At 64.7% G+C, this 15,791-nt stretch carries 17 protein-coding genes; 7 read left to right on the forward strand and 10 right to left on the reverse strand.

The genetic code is table 11. The features are described from left to right. Nucleotides 1-77: 77 nt before the first annotated feature. The 6 genes from F0A16_RS14745 to puuE all read right to left on the reverse strand — a co-directional run bounded on the left by F0A16_RS14745 (nucleotide 78) and on the right by puuE (nucleotide 5,170). Nucleotides 78-935 carry a MurR/RpiR family transcriptional regulator gene (locus tag F0A16_RS14745; RefSeq protein ID WP_149436157.1) on the reverse strand — a complete coding sequence of 286 codons (858 nt, stop codon included), beginning with the start codon at nucleotides 933-935 and terminating at the stop codon, nucleotides 78-80. A gap of 107 nt (nucleotides 936-1,042) precedes the next feature. After that, nucleotides 1,043-1,771, reverse strand: coding sequence for an amino acid ABC transporter ATP-binding protein (locus tag F0A16_RS14750; RefSeq protein ID WP_149436158.1), 729 nt, complete (start codon nucleotides 1,769-1,771; stop codon nucleotides 1,043-1,045). Then, nucleotides 1,752-2,408 carry an amino acid ABC transporter permease gene (locus tag F0A16_RS14755; protein WP_149436159.1) on the reverse strand — a complete coding sequence of 219 codons (657 nt, stop codon included), beginning with the start codon at nucleotides 2,406-2,408 and terminating at the stop codon, nucleotides 1,752-1,754. Before F0A16_RS14755 ends, F0A16_RS14750 begins: the two co-directional genes overlap by 20 nt. Continuing rightward, nucleotides 2,405-3,088, reverse strand: coding sequence for an amino acid ABC transporter permease (locus tag F0A16_RS14760; RefSeq protein ID WP_149436160.1), 684 nt, complete (start codon nucleotides 3,086-3,088; stop codon nucleotides 2,405-2,407). The genes F0A16_RS14755 and F0A16_RS14760 overlap by 4 nt, the downstream gene beginning before the upstream one ends. A 38-nt stretch (nucleotides 3,089-3,126) precedes the next feature. Next, the gene (locus F0A16_RS14765) at nucleotides 3,127-3,936 is read right to left on the reverse strand and encodes a transporter substrate-binding domain-containing protein (RefSeq protein ID WP_149436161.1); all 810 of its coding nucleotides are present in this window, start codon (nucleotides 3,934-3,936) and stop codon (nucleotides 3,127-3,129) included. A gap of 310 nt (nucleotides 3,937-4,246) precedes the next feature. Beyond that, nucleotides 4,247-5,170 carry an allantoinase PuuE gene (puuE, locus tag F0A16_RS14770; protein ID WP_149436162.1) on the reverse strand — a complete coding sequence of 308 codons (924 nt, stop codon included), beginning with the start codon at nucleotides 5,168-5,170 and terminating at the stop codon, nucleotides 4,247-4,249. Here puuE and F0A16_RS14775 point away from each other — a divergent pair. Next, entirely contained in the window at nucleotides 5,169-5,387 is a 219-nt protein-coding gene (locus tag F0A16_RS14775) for a hypothetical protein (protein ID WP_149436163.1), read from the forward strand. The genes puuE and F0A16_RS14775 overlap by 2 nt on opposite strands. Next, the gene (locus F0A16_RS14780) at nucleotides 5,345-6,076 is read left to right on the forward strand and encodes an aspartate/glutamate racemase family protein (RefSeq protein ID WP_149436164.1); all 732 of its coding nucleotides are present in this window, start codon (nucleotides 5,345-5,347) and stop codon (nucleotides 6,074-6,076) included. Before F0A16_RS14775 ends, F0A16_RS14780 begins: the two co-directional genes overlap by 43 nt. A gap of 18 nt (nucleotides 6,077-6,094) precedes the next feature. Here the strand turns inward: F0A16_RS14780 and F0A16_RS14785 are convergent, their stop codons facing one another. The 3 genes from F0A16_RS14785 to uraH form a co-directional block, all read right to left on the reverse strand. Further along, complete coding sequence (locus F0A16_RS14785; RefSeq protein ID WP_149436165.1) at nucleotides 6,095-6,850, reverse strand: GntR family transcriptional regulator; 756 nt, start codon at nucleotides 6,848-6,850, stop codon at nucleotides 6,095-6,097. 99 nt (nucleotides 6,851-6,949) lie between these two features. Next, the gene (locus F0A16_RS14790; RefSeq protein ID WP_149436166.1) at nucleotides 6,950-8,317 is read right to left on the reverse strand and encodes an 8-oxoguanine deaminase; all 1,368 of its coding nucleotides are present in this window, start codon (nucleotides 8,315-8,317) and stop codon (nucleotides 6,950-6,952) included. Then, nucleotides 8,317-8,679, reverse strand: a complete 363-nt coding sequence (gene uraH / locus F0A16_RS14795; protein ID WP_149436167.1) for a hydroxyisourate hydrolase — start codon at nucleotides 8,677-8,679, stop codon at nucleotides 8,317-8,319. Before uraH ends, F0A16_RS14790 begins: the two co-directional genes overlap by 1 nt. Before the next feature lie 108 nt (nucleotides 8,680-8,787). Between uraH and uraD the strand changes: the two genes are divergently transcribed. Both uraD and F0A16_RS14805 read left to right on the forward strand, forming a co-directional pair. Then, entirely contained in the window at nucleotides 8,788-9,327 is a 540-nt protein-coding gene (uraD, locus tag F0A16_RS14800) for a 2-oxo-4-hydroxy-4-carboxy-5-ureidoimidazoline decarboxylase (RefSeq protein ID WP_149436168.1), read from the forward strand. Between the two features lie 70 nt (nucleotides 9,328-9,397). Beyond that, nucleotides 9,398-10,327 (forward strand): IclR family transcriptional regulator, encoded by a 930-nt coding sequence (locus F0A16_RS14805; RefSeq protein WP_149436169.1) that lies wholly within the window; start codon nucleotides 9,398-9,400, stop codon nucleotides 10,325-10,327. Between the two features lie 360 nt (nucleotides 10,328-10,687). On the opposite strand, the gene F0A16_RS14810 is transcribed toward F0A16_RS14805, so the two are convergent. Beyond that, on the reverse strand, nucleotides 10,688-11,542 hold the full coding sequence (locus F0A16_RS14810; protein WP_149436170.1) for an SDR family oxidoreductase: 855 nt from the start codon (nucleotides 11,540-11,542) through the stop codon (nucleotides 10,688-10,690). Nucleotides 11,543-11,715: 173 nt separating this feature from the next. On the opposite strand from F0A16_RS14810, the gene F0A16_RS14815 reads away from it, so the two are divergent. From F0A16_RS14815 to F0A16_RS14825, 3 genes are all read left to right on the forward strand, one after another. Then, nucleotides 11,716-12,882 (forward strand): aspartate carbamoyltransferase, encoded by a 1,167-nt coding sequence (locus tag F0A16_RS14815; RefSeq protein WP_149436171.1) that lies wholly within the window; start codon nucleotides 11,716-11,718, stop codon nucleotides 12,880-12,882. Between the two features lie 456 nt (nucleotides 12,883-13,338). Further along, nucleotides 13,339-14,631 carry an NAD(P)/FAD-dependent oxidoreductase gene (locus F0A16_RS14820; RefSeq protein ID WP_149436172.1) on the forward strand — a complete coding sequence of 431 codons (1,293 nt, stop codon included), beginning with the start codon at nucleotides 13,339-13,341 and terminating at the stop codon, nucleotides 14,629-14,631. A gap of 29 nt (nucleotides 14,632-14,660) precedes the next feature. Further along, complete coding sequence (locus tag F0A16_RS14825; RefSeq protein WP_149436173.1) at nucleotides 14,661-15,791, forward strand: ABC transporter ATP-binding protein; 1,131 nt, start codon at nucleotides 14,661-14,663, stop codon at nucleotides 15,789-15,791.

The raw sequence follows: 15,791 nt of genomic DNA on the forward strand, positions 1-15,791 counted from the left end.
ATCGGCGTCCGATTCGGCCAGGCGTCGAACGCCACACGTCCTGTTTGCTTTTTGTCCCTATCCTGCGATGCGTCTTCTCAGAGTCTGCCTGAAAAGTCAGCGAGCTCATCGAGCTCCTGATACAACTCGGTCACTTCGCCGATCCTGGCCCGCCCTTGCGCCAACCGACGATGCAGCATGGCGTTGGCCAGCAGACTGACCAGGCTCATCGCGCTGGCGTAGCTATCGAATGCCGAGATCGTCTCCAGCGCACACTCCAGCCGCCAGGTGACCCGATCCGCATATTTGGCGGTGGTCGGATCGCCGATCAGCAATACGCGATGTTCGCGGTCGTTGAGCGCGCCGACCAGCTTCTCGAACAGTCTGGGCCGGCGGCGAAAGCCGATCAGCACGATCAGCGTGCCGGGCTCGAGTTCAACCAGCTCCTCGGCCAATGACTGATTAGGCGCGGGCAGCAGACGGACGTTAGCCCGGGCCTGAAGCAGCTGCTGGCGCAGATGCAGAGCCACCGGATAGCTGTTGCGATAGCCCACCACGGCCACCGCCGGCGCCTCGTCGAGCGCGCGAACGACCTCGTCGAACAGCATCGGTGTCAGCCCTTCGAGGCACTGGCGCAGATTATCCTGCTCGCGTTCGGCGTGTCGGCGGAAGCGCTCGACGCCATCGCCCAGCGTATCGGAACCCGATGCCAGCGGTACGCCGTAATGGCGCAGCTGGCGCGCATGCGCCTTGACCGCCTTGAAGTCATCAAAGCCCAGGCGCTTGAACAGGCGGGTCACGGTCGCCTTGGAGACGCCACTGAGCCGCGACAGATCGGTCGCGCTGTAGACCGCCAGATCCTCGAGGTGCGCCAGGATGAAGTCCGCCACCCGGCGTTCCTGAGGGCCCAGTTCCGGGAAATGCTGTTGTAGCCGCCGACCGATATGCGCCTGCATGACGTTCCTTATCGTGAACTCTGGGCCGTGAACCTCGAGTCGTGAACCTTGAGCCGTGAACGTTGCGTAATCTTGACGTTGCGTGAATCTTGACACAGTGCCCGCCGTTACAGGACCGAGGCGATGAACTGATTCAGTTCCGGGGTCCGGGGGCGCGTGAACAACGTCTGCGGATCCCCCGATTCGTGGATGCGCCCCTGATGCATGAACACGACCCGATCACTGACGTCGCGGGCAAACTTCATCTCATGGGTGACCAGGATCAGCGTCATCCCTTCCCGGGCCAGGTCCTCGAGCACCCGCAGCACCTCACCCACCAGTTCCGGGTCAAGTGCCGAGGTTACCTCGTCGCAGAGCAGCACCTTGGGATTCATCGCCAGCGCCCGGGCGATGGCCACACGCTGCTGCTGGCCGCCGGAGAGCTGGGCCGGATAGGCGTCGACCTTCTCGGACATCCCCACCTTGGCGAGCACCGCCTCGGCAATCCGGCGTGCCTCTTCCCGGGGCGTCTGCTTGACCACCAGCGGTGCCAGCATCACGTTCTCGATCACCGTCTTGTGCGGGAACAGGTTGAAGCTCTGGAACACCATGCCGACGTTCTGGCTCAGTTCCCCCGGCGACATCGCGGTGCCGTCGAGACGCTGATCGGCCAGATGGATGGTGCCCCAGTCGTGTTGCTCGAGTTGGTTGAGGCAGCGCAGCAAGGTACTCTTGCCCGAGCCGCTGCGGCCGATGATCGACACCACCTCGCCGGCCTCGATCTCCAGATCGATGCCCTTGAGCACCTCCAGCTCACCGAAGGATTTATGCAGGTCTTTAACGGATACCAGCGCCATAGAGCTTTTTCTCCAGGTGACGGGCATAGCGGGACAGCGGATAGCAGAGGATGAAGTATCCGAGTGCCACCAGCGCGAAGATGGTGAAGGGAGCGAAGGCCGCATTGTTGAGCATGGTGCCGGCCTTGGTCAGTTCGACGAAGCCGATCACCGAAGCCAGCGCCGTGCCCTTGATGACCTGCACGGAGAAGCCCACGGTCGGCGGCACCGCGAGTCGCAGCGCCTGCGGCAGGATGACGTGGCGCATCGACTGCAGATAGTTCAGCCCGAGCACGCGCGCGGCCTGCCACTGCCCGCTGGGGACCGCCTCGACACAGCCACGCCAGATGTCGCACAGAAAGGCACTGGTGAAGAGCGTCAGCGCCACGCTGGCCGCGGTCCAGGCGGAGACGTCAAAGCCGAGCACGGCGGCACCGAAGTAGGCCAGAAACAGCTGCATCAACAGCGGCGTGCCCTGAAACAGATCGACGTAGAGCCGGATCAGCCAGCGCACCGGCCACAGACCGCCCATGCGTGCGAGCGTCAATACCAGGCCGACGACGGCACCACCGGTGAAGGCGATCAGCGACAGCACGACGGTCCAGCGCCCCGCCAGCAGCAGGTTGCGCACGATGTCCCACAGCGTGAAATCGGTCATGATGACCCTCCCTGACGAAACGCGAACAGCCGCCGGCCGACGAATTCGAACGCCAGCCGCAGGCCCACCGCCAGCAGCAGATAGATCAGCGTCACTACCAGGTAGACCTCGAAGCCGCGGAAGTTGCGCGACTGGATGAAGTTGGCGGCGTAGGTCAGATCGAACACCGAAATCTGGGAGACCACTGCAGAACCCAGCATGACGATGATGCACTGGCTGATCAGCGATGGATAAACTCGCGAGAAGGCCGGCATCAGCACCACATGACGAAAGCTTTGCAGCCGGGAGAGGCCCAGCGCACGGGCGGCTTCATGCTGGCCTTTCAGCGTCGAATCGATCCCGGCACGCAGGATTTCGGCCGTGTAGGCGCCAAGATTCAGAATCATCGCCAGCAGCGCGGCGACGGTGGCGCTGATCGACACGCCCAGGGCCGGCAAGCCGAAGAACAGAAAGAACAGCTGCACGATGAACGGGGTATTGCGAATCACCTCGACGTAGGCACCGAGAAGGCGACTGACGATGCCAGAAGGGCCTTCCCGCGAACCATCGCGGGCATAGGCGACGACGATCGCCAGCGCGATCCCGGCGACGGTGGTGACGACGGTCAGCCAGACCGTCGTCACCAGCCCCTCGAGGATCGCGTCCGTGTAGGGCAGCAGCGTGGAGAAATCCAGAGTCATGGCGAATTATCCGTCCAGACAGAGATCAAGCGACTCGTTCAGAGGTCGTCGGGCAGCGCGGTGTGGAACCACTTCTGCGACATCGACTCCAGCGTGCCGTCCTCTTTGCCTTGTTCGATCAGTTCATTGACGCGCGTCTTCAGCACCGTGTTGTCCTGGGTCAGGCCGATGTAACAGGGCGAATTCTTGATCCGGAAGACCATGGTCGGCGCGCGCTCGGCATTGCGCTCGGCGATCTGCGCTGCCACCACGTTGCCGGTGGCGATGTAGTCGACCTGGCCGGATAGAAAAGCGGAGATCGTGGTGGCATTGTCTTCGAAGCGCTGGATCGTGGCATCGTCAGGCGCCAGATCGGAAAGCTCCATGTCCTCGACCGAACCACGAGTCACCCCGACGGTCTTGCCGGAAAGGCCGGCGGCATCGTCGATCCGGGCGGCGTCTGGCGTGCCGAAAACACCGAGAAAGAACGGGGCGTAGGCCTCGGTAAAGTCGATCACCGCCGCGCGCTCGGGATTCTTGCCCAGGCTCGAGATCACCAGGTCGACCTTGTCGGTCTGCAGGAAGGGAATGCGATTGGCGCTGGTGACCGTCACCAGTTGCAGATCGAGCTCCATCTGATCGGCCAGATACTGCGCCATATCGACGTCATAGCCCTGCGGCTGCAGATCGGTGCCCACCGAACCGAACGGCGGGAAATCCTGTGGAACGGCAACGCGCAGGGTGCCGCGCTGTTCGATGGTATCCAGATCGCTGGCCTGTACCGCAACGGCGGCGAGGCCAGCGGCAACGGTGCAGCAGAGTGCCAGCACGAGCTGGCGCGAGAATCGATTCTTGGCGAAAGCGAACATGCCCTATCTCCTGACGAGTGCTTGTATGTTTTGTTAGAGAGGCAGAGAAACAATTGACGACTTCTCCATGGGTCGAGAAACATTTGTTTCACAGCCAGATGTAGCAAACCCGGCGCCAACTCACTCCGAATGGCGCCGATTCAGTCAGTTAGTCAGCCTTCACCGGCAGGAATAGCACTAGCTACAGGACGATCAGGGCTATCATCCGGGCCCATCCGGTGCAACGGGCTCGTCGCACGCACCGCCAAGGCGCGCGAAATCAGAGGCGCGAAACCCGCCCCCGCATTCACCGTGTCGTGGGGTCGATCCGTTACGAGGCCGGATGCACCGCCGCCCAGTGACGGGCGATATCCACACGCCGGGTTATCCACACCCGGTCGTGGGCCTCGAGATGATCGAGGAAGCGTTGCAGCGCGCGAAAGCGCCCGGGGCGGCCGACCAGGCGGCAGTGCAGGCCGATCGACAGCATCTTGGGCGTCTCCGCGCCCTCCTCGTAGAGCACGTCGAACGCGTCGCGCAGATACTGGAAGAACGGCTCGCCATGATCGAAGCCGGTCGGCGAGGCGAAGCGCATGTCGTTGGTATCCAGCGTGTAGGGCACGACAAGATGCTGATGCGTCTGGCCCTGACTGTCTTCGGCCGGCATCCAGAACGGCAGGTCGTCGCCGTAGTAGTCGCTGTCGTAGAGAAAGCCGCCCCGGTCAAGAAGCAGACGCCGGGTGTTGGGGCTGTCGCGGCCGGTGTACCAGCCCTGCGGCAGCTCACCAAAGAGCGACTGGAAGATGGCCAGCGCGCGCTCGAGATGGTCGCGCTCGACCGCTTCCGGCACGTTCTGGTAGTGAATCCAGCGGTAACCGTGACAGGCGATCTCGTGGCCCAGCGCCTTGAATGCCTGGGCCACCTCCGGATTGCGCTCCAGCGCCATGGCCACGCCGAACACCGTCAGCGGCAGGCCGCGTCGTTCGAACTCCCGCAGCACCCGCCACACGCCGGCCCGGGATCCGTACTCGTAGATCGACTCCATGCTCAGATGGCGCGCCGGATACGCCTCCGCCCCGGCGATCTCGGAGAGGAACTGTTCGGAATGGCTATCACCGTGAAGGACGCTGTTCTCGCCGCCCTCCTCGTAGTTGAGCACGAACTGCACCGCCACGCGGGCCCGGCCCGGCCAGTCGGCCTGGGGCGGGTTGCGGCCGTAGCCGATCAGGTCGCGAGGATAGTCGGGAGAGATCATGCGCGGTGCCCTTTTTGTCGAGATGGCGGTCGTCGGAATGGTCTTCGTCGAATCCGTCGCTGCCAACGCCAACGGCATCGATACCGACGTCATCGATATTGTATTCAAACTCGGTTATTTTTGTGGACAAAATAACCGTATCGCGATTCGTCCGAGTCGCCAAGGTGCCATGCCATGCAGATCCACGTCATCAACCCCAATACGACCGCCAGCATGACCGACAAGATCGGTGCCTGCGCCAACCGCGTGGCGGCGGAGCACACGCAGATCCACGTCAGTCAGCCGGACAGCGGGCCGGTATCGATCGAGAGCCACTTCGACGAGGCGGTCAGCGCCGTCGGCGTGCTGGAGGAGATTCGGCGCGGCGAAGCGCTGGGCATGGACGCCTACGTCATCGCCTGCTTCGGCGATCCGGGGCTGCTGGCGGCGCGGGAGCTGACCCGCGCACCGGTCATCGGCATCGCCGAGGCGGGCTTCCACCTGGCCGCGCTGATCAGCACCCGCTTCTCGGTGGTGACCACGCTGGCCCGCACCGCGATCATCGCCGAGCATCTGCTCGACCAGTATGGATTCCGCCACAACTGCCGGCGCGTTCGTGCCACCGACCTGCCGGTGCTGGAGCTGGAGAACCCGGCGGGCAACGCCTACCAGGCGCTGCTGGAAGAGTGCCAGCGAGCCAGGGAAGAGGACGGCATCGGCGCCATCGTGCTCGGCTGCGGCGGCATGGCGGACCTCACCGAGCGCCTCACCCATGACCTGCAGATGCCGGTGATCGAAGGCGTCAGCGCCGCGGTGAAACTGGCGGAGTCGCTGGTCTCGCTGGGCCTGGGCACCAGCAAGCACGGCGATCTCGCCTTTCCGCGGCCCAAGCCGTTCAGCGGGCGCTTCGCCGACTGGGGCGTGTAGTCGAATCCGCTCAGCGCATCAGCCAAAGATCTGCCGCAGATCCGGCGCTTCGTCGGTGCTTTCCTCGATCGACAGCGACGCCTCGATCGCCTTCAAGTGGCGCTGCATGAAGGCGACGGCGCGCTCCTCCCTGCCGGCTTCCAGCAGCGTGACCAGCTCGTCATGGTCGTGGGATTCACAGCCCAGATGCCCGGAGGCACCGTAGACGGCGAGGATCAGCGACGAGCGCGAGCAGAGCCGTTCGACGAATTCCGCCAGTGGCGTATTGCCGGAGAGCTCGGCCAGACGCTGATGGAACTGGGCGGAGAGCTGGATGGCCCGACTCTGCTCGCCGGCGCGCAGGGCCTGGCGCTCGCTCGTCGCCATCTCGCGCAGGGCCCTGGCATCCGCCGGTTGCAGCCGGCGGGACACCCAGGGCATCAGCTGGCACTCGATCAGTTGGCGAGCGGCGAACACGTCTCGCGCCTCCTCGATAGTCGGCCGACTGACGCTGGCGCCACGCCGTGGGGTCAGCGTGACCAGATACTCCAGCGCCAGGCGCTGCAAAATCTTGCGGATGCCGGTACGGCTGACACCGAACACTTCCGCCAGCGCATCCTCGCGTAGCCGCGCCCCCGGCTTGAGCCGGTGCTCGACGATCGCCTCGCGAATCTGCTGATAGATCGTTGCATGGCGCTCGGCGCCGTCACCCGCCTTGCCCGCCCCGCGACCACGTTTCGCCTCGGCAGACTTGCTCGTACTCGTATTGCTCGCTGCGTTCGCGCTTTTTGCCATTGTCGTTCGCTCCACCCAGCGCCGGTCGCATCGATAATTCACGTTGTCATCGATTGTATACGGCCCGTCGCCAGATGACAGCCGCCCGGGCGCGGATGCTCAGCCCGCGATCAGCCGCCTGGCGCTGGCGTTGTGCCTCGCCACCATGGCATCGAGATCGTGGCCGAGCAGCTGGCCGCTTTCGACACGGCGCACACCGTTGACGATCGACAGCTCGACCTGGGGCGGCTGGCAGAACACCAGCGATGCCAGCGGGTCGTGCAGCGCGCCACCGGCCAGGGCCAGCGAGTCCAGCCGGAAGCCGATGATATCGGCGGCCTTGCCCACCGCGAGCTGGCCGATATCGTCCCGGCCCAGCACCGCAGCGCCGCCACGGGTGGCGAACCACAGCATCCGGCGCGCGGTGAATTCGCCCATGTCGCCCTGGAGCCGGCCCAGCAGCATCGCCTGGCGCGCCTCCGCCAGCAGGTGCGAGCCGTCGTTGGAGGCGCTGCCATCGACGCCGAGGCCGACTCGCATGCCGGCCCGGTGCATCGCCATCACCGGCGCGATGCCGGAACCGAGACGCATGTTGGAGCTGGGACAGTGCGACGCGCCGCAGTAGTGGCCGCCGAGGCGCGCGATCTCGTCGGCATGCGGGTGCACCATGTGGGCGAACCAGACATCGCTGCCGACCCAGCCGACCTGCTCGGCGTACTCCACCGGCGTGCAGCCGAAGCGCTCGCGACAGTAGGCTTCCTCGTCGCGGGTTTCGGCCAGGTGGGTATGCAGATGCACCCCGTAGTGACGGGCCAGCTCGGCGCTTGCGACCATCAATTCGCGGGAAACCGAGAACGGCGAGCAGGGCGCCACCACGATACGGGTCATCGCCCGCTCGGCGGCGTCGTGATAGCGCTCGATGGCGCGCTGGGTATCGTCGAGGATTGCCTGTTCGGTTTCGACCACGCTGTCCGGCGGCAGCCCACCCTGGGACTCGCCCACCGACATCGAGCCCCGCGAGGCATGGAAGCGCAGGCCGAGCTCGGAGACCGCCGCGATCTGGTCGTCGATACGTGCGCCGTTGGGCCACAGGTAGGTGTGATCCGCCGCCGTGGTGCAGCCAGAGAGCAGCAGCTCCGCCGCAGCGATCTGGCTGCTGGCGTGGAGCGATTCCGGGTCGAGTCGCGCCCAGATCGGATAGTGGGTCACCAGCCAGTCGAACAGCTCGGCGTTCTGCCCCGCCGGCAGGTTGCGCGTCAGGGTCTGGTAGAAGTGATGGTGCGTGTTGACCAGCCCCGGCAGCAGCACCTGGCCGCTGGCATCGATGACCCTGTCGGCCGGCGCCTCGAGCTCGGCCGCGACCTCCTGCGCCGAGCCGATCGCGACGATGCGGTCGTCGCTGACGAGAATGCTGGCATCGCGCAGCTCGCGCTCGGCATCGTCGAACGTCGCCACCAGTTCGGCGTTATGGATCAGGGTCGTGGTCATCAGCTACCCCGGTACGTCGAGTAGCTGTACGGCGATAACAACAACGGCACGTGATAATGCTCGTCGGGAGAGTCGACGATGAACTGCAACGGAATCCGGTCGAGAAAACGTCCAGAGAATTGCTGATCCGCGCCCAAATAGTCACCAGCGTAAAACAGCAACTCGTAGACGCCGGCGGTGAAGTCGTCGCCCTCGAGCAGCGGTGCATCGCAGCGTCCGTCGGCATTGGTCTTCACATCGGCCAGGCGCAGGCGAGTCCCGCCCTCCAGCCGATGGAGTTCGATGCGCAGATCGCCGGCAGGGCGACCGCGCGCCGTGTCCAGCACGTGGGTGGTCAGATAGCCTTTGGCTGTATCGCTCATGATGACCTCGGTCGGATGGGGGATCGCCCGAAATCGGTGGATTGCCGGGCGTACGAAGCGTTAGCCTCATTCAAGTTGGTTTGTATACAAAGGTCAATCGGAGGCCTCATGACAACGCGACTTCTCACGCCCAGGCCCAGCCAACTGGCGCGCGACGCATTCATCGATCGCTATGGCGATATCTACGAACACTCGCCATGGATTGCGGCGCAGGCCTGGGAGCTGGGTCTCGACGCAGCACAGGACACACCCGCCGGGCTAGCCGAGCGGCTGCGCGAGCAGGTCGACGCGGCCTCGGCCGAGGCCCAGCTGGCGCTGATCCGGGCCCATCCCGACCTGGCCGGCAAGGCAGCGATCGGCGGCGAGCTGACCGACGACTCCCGCTCGGAACAGGCCGGCGCCGGACTGGACCAGTGCACCCCGGAGGAGTTCGCGCGTTTCGAGCGGCTCAACCAGGCCTACCGCGATCGGTTCGACTTCCCGTTCGTCATCGCCGTGCGCGGACTCGACCGCTACGCGATTCTGGCAGCTTTCGAGACTCGCCTGGGCCATATCCGGGAACAGGAGCGCCGGACCGCCATCGAGCAGATCCACCGGATTGCGCGACTGCGGCTGGAACAGCGCGCGACCGAAAGTCGTAGCCGATAGCGCACAGACACCACGGGATCGAGCGGTTATCCTGAGCGCCTGATATGGGCGGACACGAGAGCGGCGACGGGTGACGGACGAAGAGCGGCATCGGGCGAGTGCACAACAGCGGCAAGGGACGACTGATCCGCGGCGGGATCAGGCGGATGACCAGCAGCACAATCGGGCAGCGGAATCCAAACGCAGAGCCGTCGGCCGGCCCGCGGGCGGCGCCAAGAGCAGCGGCGGGCACAGTCAGTCGCTGGTGCGGGGCCTGAACATCCTCGAGATGCTGGCGGCGACTCCGGACGGGCTGGCCCTGTCCGACGTCGCCGAGGACGTCGGCCTGGCCCCCTCGACCACCCACCGCCTGCTGCAGGCCCTGTTCCAGCAGGGCTTCATCACCCAGGACGTCGAGAGCGGACTGTGGAAGATCGACGTCAAGACCTTCCGCATCGGCAACAGTTTTCTCGAAGCGAGGGATTTCGTCGCCACCGCGCGCCCCTTCCTGCGTCGGCTCACCGCCACCAGTGGCGAAACCGCCAATCTCGGCATCCGCGACGACGGCATGGTGGTCTACCTGGCCCAGAGCGAATCGAAGCAGATGATGCGCATGATCACCCGGCTCGGCTCGCGGGCGCCACTGCACGCTTCCGGTGTCGGCAAGGCGCTGCTGGCGTGGATGCCGCCCCAGGAGTTCGAGCAGATCGTCGCCGGCCGCGTGCTGGAGGGCGAAACGCCCAATACGCTGACCGACGTCGATACGCTACGCGACCAGCTGGTCGAGATCCGTCGACAGGGCTACGCCGTCGATCGCGAAGAGCATGCCATCGGCCTCAACTGCGTCGCGGCCACCCTGCATGACGAGAGCGGCCTGCCGCTGGCGGCGATATCGGTCTCCGGCCCGGTGGCCCGGATCGACGATTCCCGCCTGCCCGAACTCGCCGCCCTGGTCGCGGAGACCGCCCGCGAGATCACCGCCAAGATCGGCGGCAAGCCCCCCACCGAACCGCCAGCGTAGGCGTTGGGCCCGAAACGCCCCCAGCGCAGGCATGTTTCGTTTGGAAACGCTGAATAAATTGTCGAGCAGGATGAAGTGGGCGGCATTCCGTCGCAAGGCGCACGGAGCGCAGCAACCGGAGCATATTGGGGTATATGTGAGGATTCGACCGGGCTGGTGCTCCAGCACCGCGCAACGAAGCCGATTCGCCTGCGCAGACATTTGTGCAGTGTTTCCTCAGAGGGTGTTTACAAATTCGACGAGCGAAGGCAAGACAAGGCGAAATCGGTCGAAAAAGCGGAGTTTACATGTAGTAAATGAGCATTTTGAGGTCGATTTCAACGCCGTATTGCCGAGCGCAGGCATTTTGTAGACACCCTCTCAGGTATTCAGGATCACTCCGCCATTGAGATGGATAGTCTGTCCGGTCATGTAGGAAGACTCCTTGCTGGCCAGATAGATGTAGGCCGGCCCCATCTCGCTGGGCTGCCCGGCACGCTTCATCGGCACCTGCCCACCGAAGCCCTCGACCTTGTCGTCGTCGAAACTGGCCGGAATCAGCGGCGTCCACACCGGCCCCGGCGCCACCGCGTTGACGCGGATCTCGCGATCCACCAGCGATTGCGCCAGCGAGCGCACGAATCCCTGGATCGCGCCCTTGGTTGCTGAATAATCGATCAGGGTATCGTTGCCCTTGAAGGCGTTGACGGACGACGTGGCAATGATAGTATCGCCGGCGCTCAGATGCGGCACCGCCTCGCGCACCAGATAGAAGTGGCTGAAGATATTGGTGGCGAAGGTGCGCTGCAGCTGTTCGTCGGTGATCTCGGTCACGTCGTCCCAGTCGTGCTGCTCGGCGGCATTGTTGACCAGGATATTGAGGCCGCCCAGCTCCCGCCGTGTGCGCTCGACCACGTCGCGACAGAATGCGGAGTCGGCGACGTCGCCCTTGAGCAACAGGCAGCGCCGGCCCTCGGCTTCGATCAGCGCCTGGGTGTCTTCGGCGTCGCGGTCCTCGTCGAGGTAGACCACGGCGCAATCGGCGCCCTCGCGGGCGTAGTGGACCGCGACGGCGCGACCGATGCCACTGTCACCGCCAGTGATGATCGCCACCTTGCCCTCGAGCTTGTCAGTACCGCGATAGTCGTCGCGAATGAACTCCGGCTCGGGGCGCATGTCGTGCTCGTCACCCGGCTGATGGGTCTGATGCTGTGGTGGAAAATGCGATTCTGACATTCCGGCTCCCTCCTGAACGAATCGAATGAAATGCGCCCGACCGTCGCGGCATCCTCCCATGAATCACCGCGACGCCTCCCCAGCATAGAGAGCTTGGCAGGATTCTTCCAAACCTCGGTGTCAATCATTAACCCAGGTTAATATCAAGCCCGCCGCCATCGTCACCCCCCGCCTTGCCGCCCCTCGCGGCGGAACCGGGGGCATCGCGCCTTTCCGAACGTGAAGCGAACCGCCAGCGGCGCTACACTATCGCCGCCGCATGCGCTGTCACACTTGCCCGCCAAAGAGGTTTCCCGATGCCTTCGCACCTGCTCTCCGTCGATTCGCTCTCCCGCGATGCCGTCGACCACCTGATCCGCATCGCCGAACGCATGGAGCCGATCGCCCAGCGGCGCAAGGTGACCCGCGTGCTCGAAGGCGCAGTGCTCGGCAACCTGTTCTTCGAGGCCAGCACCCGAACCCGGATCAGCTTCAACGCCGCCTTCTGCCGCCTCGGCGGCAGTGTCTGCGACACCACCGGCTTCACCTTCTCGTCGATGGCCAAGGGCGAATCGCTCTACGACACCAGCCGGGTGATGGGCGGCTACGTCGACGCCATCGTCATGCGCCACCCGGAGCAGGGCTCGGTGGCGGAATTCGCCGAGGCGACCCAGGTGCCGGTGATCAACGGCGGTGACGGCCCGGGCGAGCACCCGAGCCAGGCGCTGCTGGACGTCTACACCATCACCAAGGAGTTCGCGCGGCTGGGCAAGCCGCTGGCGGGGGCGCATCTGCTGCTGACCGGGGATCTCAAGTACGGCCGCACGGTGCACTCGCTGATCAAGCTGCTGTCGCTCTACGACCCGCTGCGCATCACCCTGGTGTCGCCGCCGGGGCTGGAGATGCCCCAACATCTGGTCGATCTGGTGGCTTCTCGCGGCCACCGCATCGAGACGCGGCCCAACCTGGCCGAGTCGTTCGACGACGTCGACGTGATCTACGCCACCCGCATCCAGCGCGAGCGCTTCACCGCGGAGATGTCGGAAAGCTTCGCCGAGCTGACCTCGGATTTCGTCGTCGATCGCGGCTTCCTCGATCGCCGCTGCTCGCCGACCACCATCGTCATGCATCCGCTGCCGCGGGACAGCCGCCCCGGCGCCAACGACCTCAGCACCGACCTCAACGGCGATCCGCGCCTGGCGATCTTTCGCCAGACCGACAACGGCATTCCGATGCGCATGGCAATCTTTGCCCACCTGTTGCAGGTAGAGGATCAGGTGGAGAGGGATCTGCGCGACGTGGGCTGGTTCGTGCCGAACACCTACGGCATCGGCGAGGAGAGTCTGAAAGCGGGCTCTTGAATCATCATCAACCTCCCGGAACTCGATCATCCGTCGGTTTGACGGCGTTGCGACACGATCTCGCTCCTGCCGATCACGCCGCGGCAGCCGATGCCCTTCGTCGGCTGCCTGACTCAAGGCCAGTTGTCGATTATTCCACTACTCCACTGATATTTTTTGATTCCCCCCCTCGCTGTCGGAGGGGGTAGGCCGGTTCCAAAGTCAGTTGCAAAAACGTGAAAAAACGGGCATTAAAAGGCGAAAAATCGTGTTTTAACCCTGTCCCCGGGCGTAATAGAGCCCAGCAAAAAGAGGCTGCGCGTCCTGCCGAAACCCGTGTCTTCCGGCCAAGAATAGTGTTATTAAATAGTTGACATCCACCACGAAACTGGTGACACACTGAGCGGGTCGCGTCACTCTTCGACATGACAGAATCAACAACTACAAGCGCAGCGCGCAACCCAAGACGGACACCCTATGACAGTTTATTCGTCGTCGGCGACAACCTCTTCCTGGTATCGGGACTCCATCGCCGTCGAGCTCGAGCCAGCGCTCCCGCTGGAGGGCGATCATCGCGCCGATGTCTGCGTGATCGGCGCAGGCGTCACCGGCTGTTCCACTGCGCTGCACCTGGCCCAGCGGGGATATCGGGTCATCCTGCTCGAAGCACTGGACGTGGGCCATGGGGCCTCCGGCCGCAGCGGTGGGCAGATACTGCCAGGCCTGGGCACCGATATAGGCACCGTCGAAAAGGCCCTGGGTCTGTCGGCCGCCCGCGATATCTGGGAAATGAGCCGTGAAGCCGTAAGACTGACCGCCCACCTCGTCGAGCATCACCGGATCCCCTGCGACCTGTCCTGGGGCTACCTTCACGCGGCGGTCAAACCTCGCCATGTCGTCGAGCTCAGGGAGTCGCAGGAGCGAATGGCCCGCGACTTCGACTATCACGGGCTCGAGTGGCGGGAAGGCGACGCACTGCGCGAACACGTCGTCACCGATGCCTACCCGGCGGCGCTCTGGGAGCGCGAAGCGGGCCACCTGCATCCGCTCAACTACACGCTCGGTCTGGCCCGGGCCGCTCAACGTGCCGGAGCGACCCTTCATCAGTTCAGCCCCGTGGTCGATATCCAGCACGGCCAGCAGGCCAACGTCGTCACCGAACGCGGCCGCGTCACTGCCGATCACGTCGTGATCGCCACCAACGCCTACGGGGACAGGCTGGTGCCCGAAATGAGCGGGCGCATCATGAAAGCGGCCAACTACATGATCGCCACCGCGCCCATGACCGAGCAGCAGGCCGCTCAGGTGCTCCCGAGAAACGACGCCTTGTCGGATGCCAACTTCGTACTCGACTACTATCGCCTGTCGAGAGACCGGCGCCTGATCTACGGCGGGGAGGTGAGTTACGACGGCCGCCCGCCGCAAGGTCTGGAGGCGCGCACCGACGCCAAGATACGGCGCCTGTTCCCGGTGTTGAAGGAGATCGATATCGAATATCGCTGGGGGGGAGACGTGGCCATCACGATGAATCGCGCGCCGGACTTCGGCCGGCTGGCGCCCAATGTCTTTTATGCCCAGGGCTACTCCGGCCACGGGATGGCGTTGGCGGGGCTGGCCGGCAAGCTGCTGGCCGAGACCATTGCCGGGCAAAGCGAGCGCTTCGACCTCTTTTCCGCCATGCCCCACCGGACATTTCCCGGGGGGCGGTGGCTACGGACTCCCCTGCTGGTACTGGCGACCCATTTCTACAAGCTCCGCGACCGGCTGTGACGAGCGTCGAGAATGACGAGGACTGCCCAATGACCGATTTGACGAACACCGTGAACACCGCCGATCGAGCGGAAGTGGCAGATACGGCGTCGAGAGACAGGCGCGGCGCGTCCTCGATCAGGATGCAGGGGTTACGCAAGCAATTCGGACGCGATTCCATCGCGCTGGCGGGCGTCGACCTGGACATCAAGGCCGGCGAATTCTTCACCCTGCTGGGGCCGTCCGGGTGCGGCAAGACGACGTTGCTGCGCATCCTCGCCGGACTGGAAGAGGCCGATGACGGCCAACTGACGATCGGCGGCAAGGACGTCATCGACATGCCGCCGCATCGGCGCAGCGTCAACACGGTGTTCCAGTCCTACGCGCTATTCCCGCATCTCTCCGTGCGCGACAACCTGGCGTTCGGCCTGCGCATGCGTGGCGAACCGGCCGCCGAGCGCAACCGCAAGGTGGCGGAGGTGGCCGAATTCATCAAGCTCGGCCCGTTGGTCGAACGCCGCGTCGACCAGCTATCGGGAGGCCAGAAGCAGCGCATCGCCCTGGCCCGGGCGCTGGTCTGCGAGCCCGACGTGCTGCTGTTGGACGAACCGCTGTCGGCCCTGGATGCCGGCCTGCGCGGCCAGTTGCAGGTCGAGCTGCAACGCCTGCAGAAGCGCCTGGGCATGACCTTCGTGTTCGTCACCCACGACCAGGACGAGGCCATGGTGATGTCGGATCGCATCGCGGTGCTCGACAGCGGCATCATCCAGCAGGTGGGCACCCCCAGCGAGGTCTACGAGCATCCGGCCAACGCCTTCGTCGCCCGCTTCATGGGGCACGACAACCTGTTCGCCATCACCGCCAGCGAGGACAACTGGGTGGACACCGGGCTGGGACGGCTGCAGTTGGACCCCGCCGAGCAACGCGACACCCCTGACGGATGGCTGCTGATCCGCCCCGAGACGCTGGAACTGGGCGGCGACGTTCCCGCGGACTACAACCGTCTCGAGGGCACGGTCGAAGAGCGACTCTACCGCGGCAGCCGCATCGAATACCGCCTGACCGTCAATGGCCACCCCTTGACGGCAGTGGCCGGCAATCTCGGCCAGCGCATACACGACGTCGGCGACCGGGTGACGATCGGTATCTGTCCGGAAGATCTGGTCCGCGTCGCGGCCTGA

It is taken from the genome of Salinicola corii, assembly GCF_008298015.1.
Lineage (GTDB): Bacteria > Pseudomonadota > Gammaproteobacteria > Pseudomonadales > Halomonadaceae > Salinicola > Salinicola corii.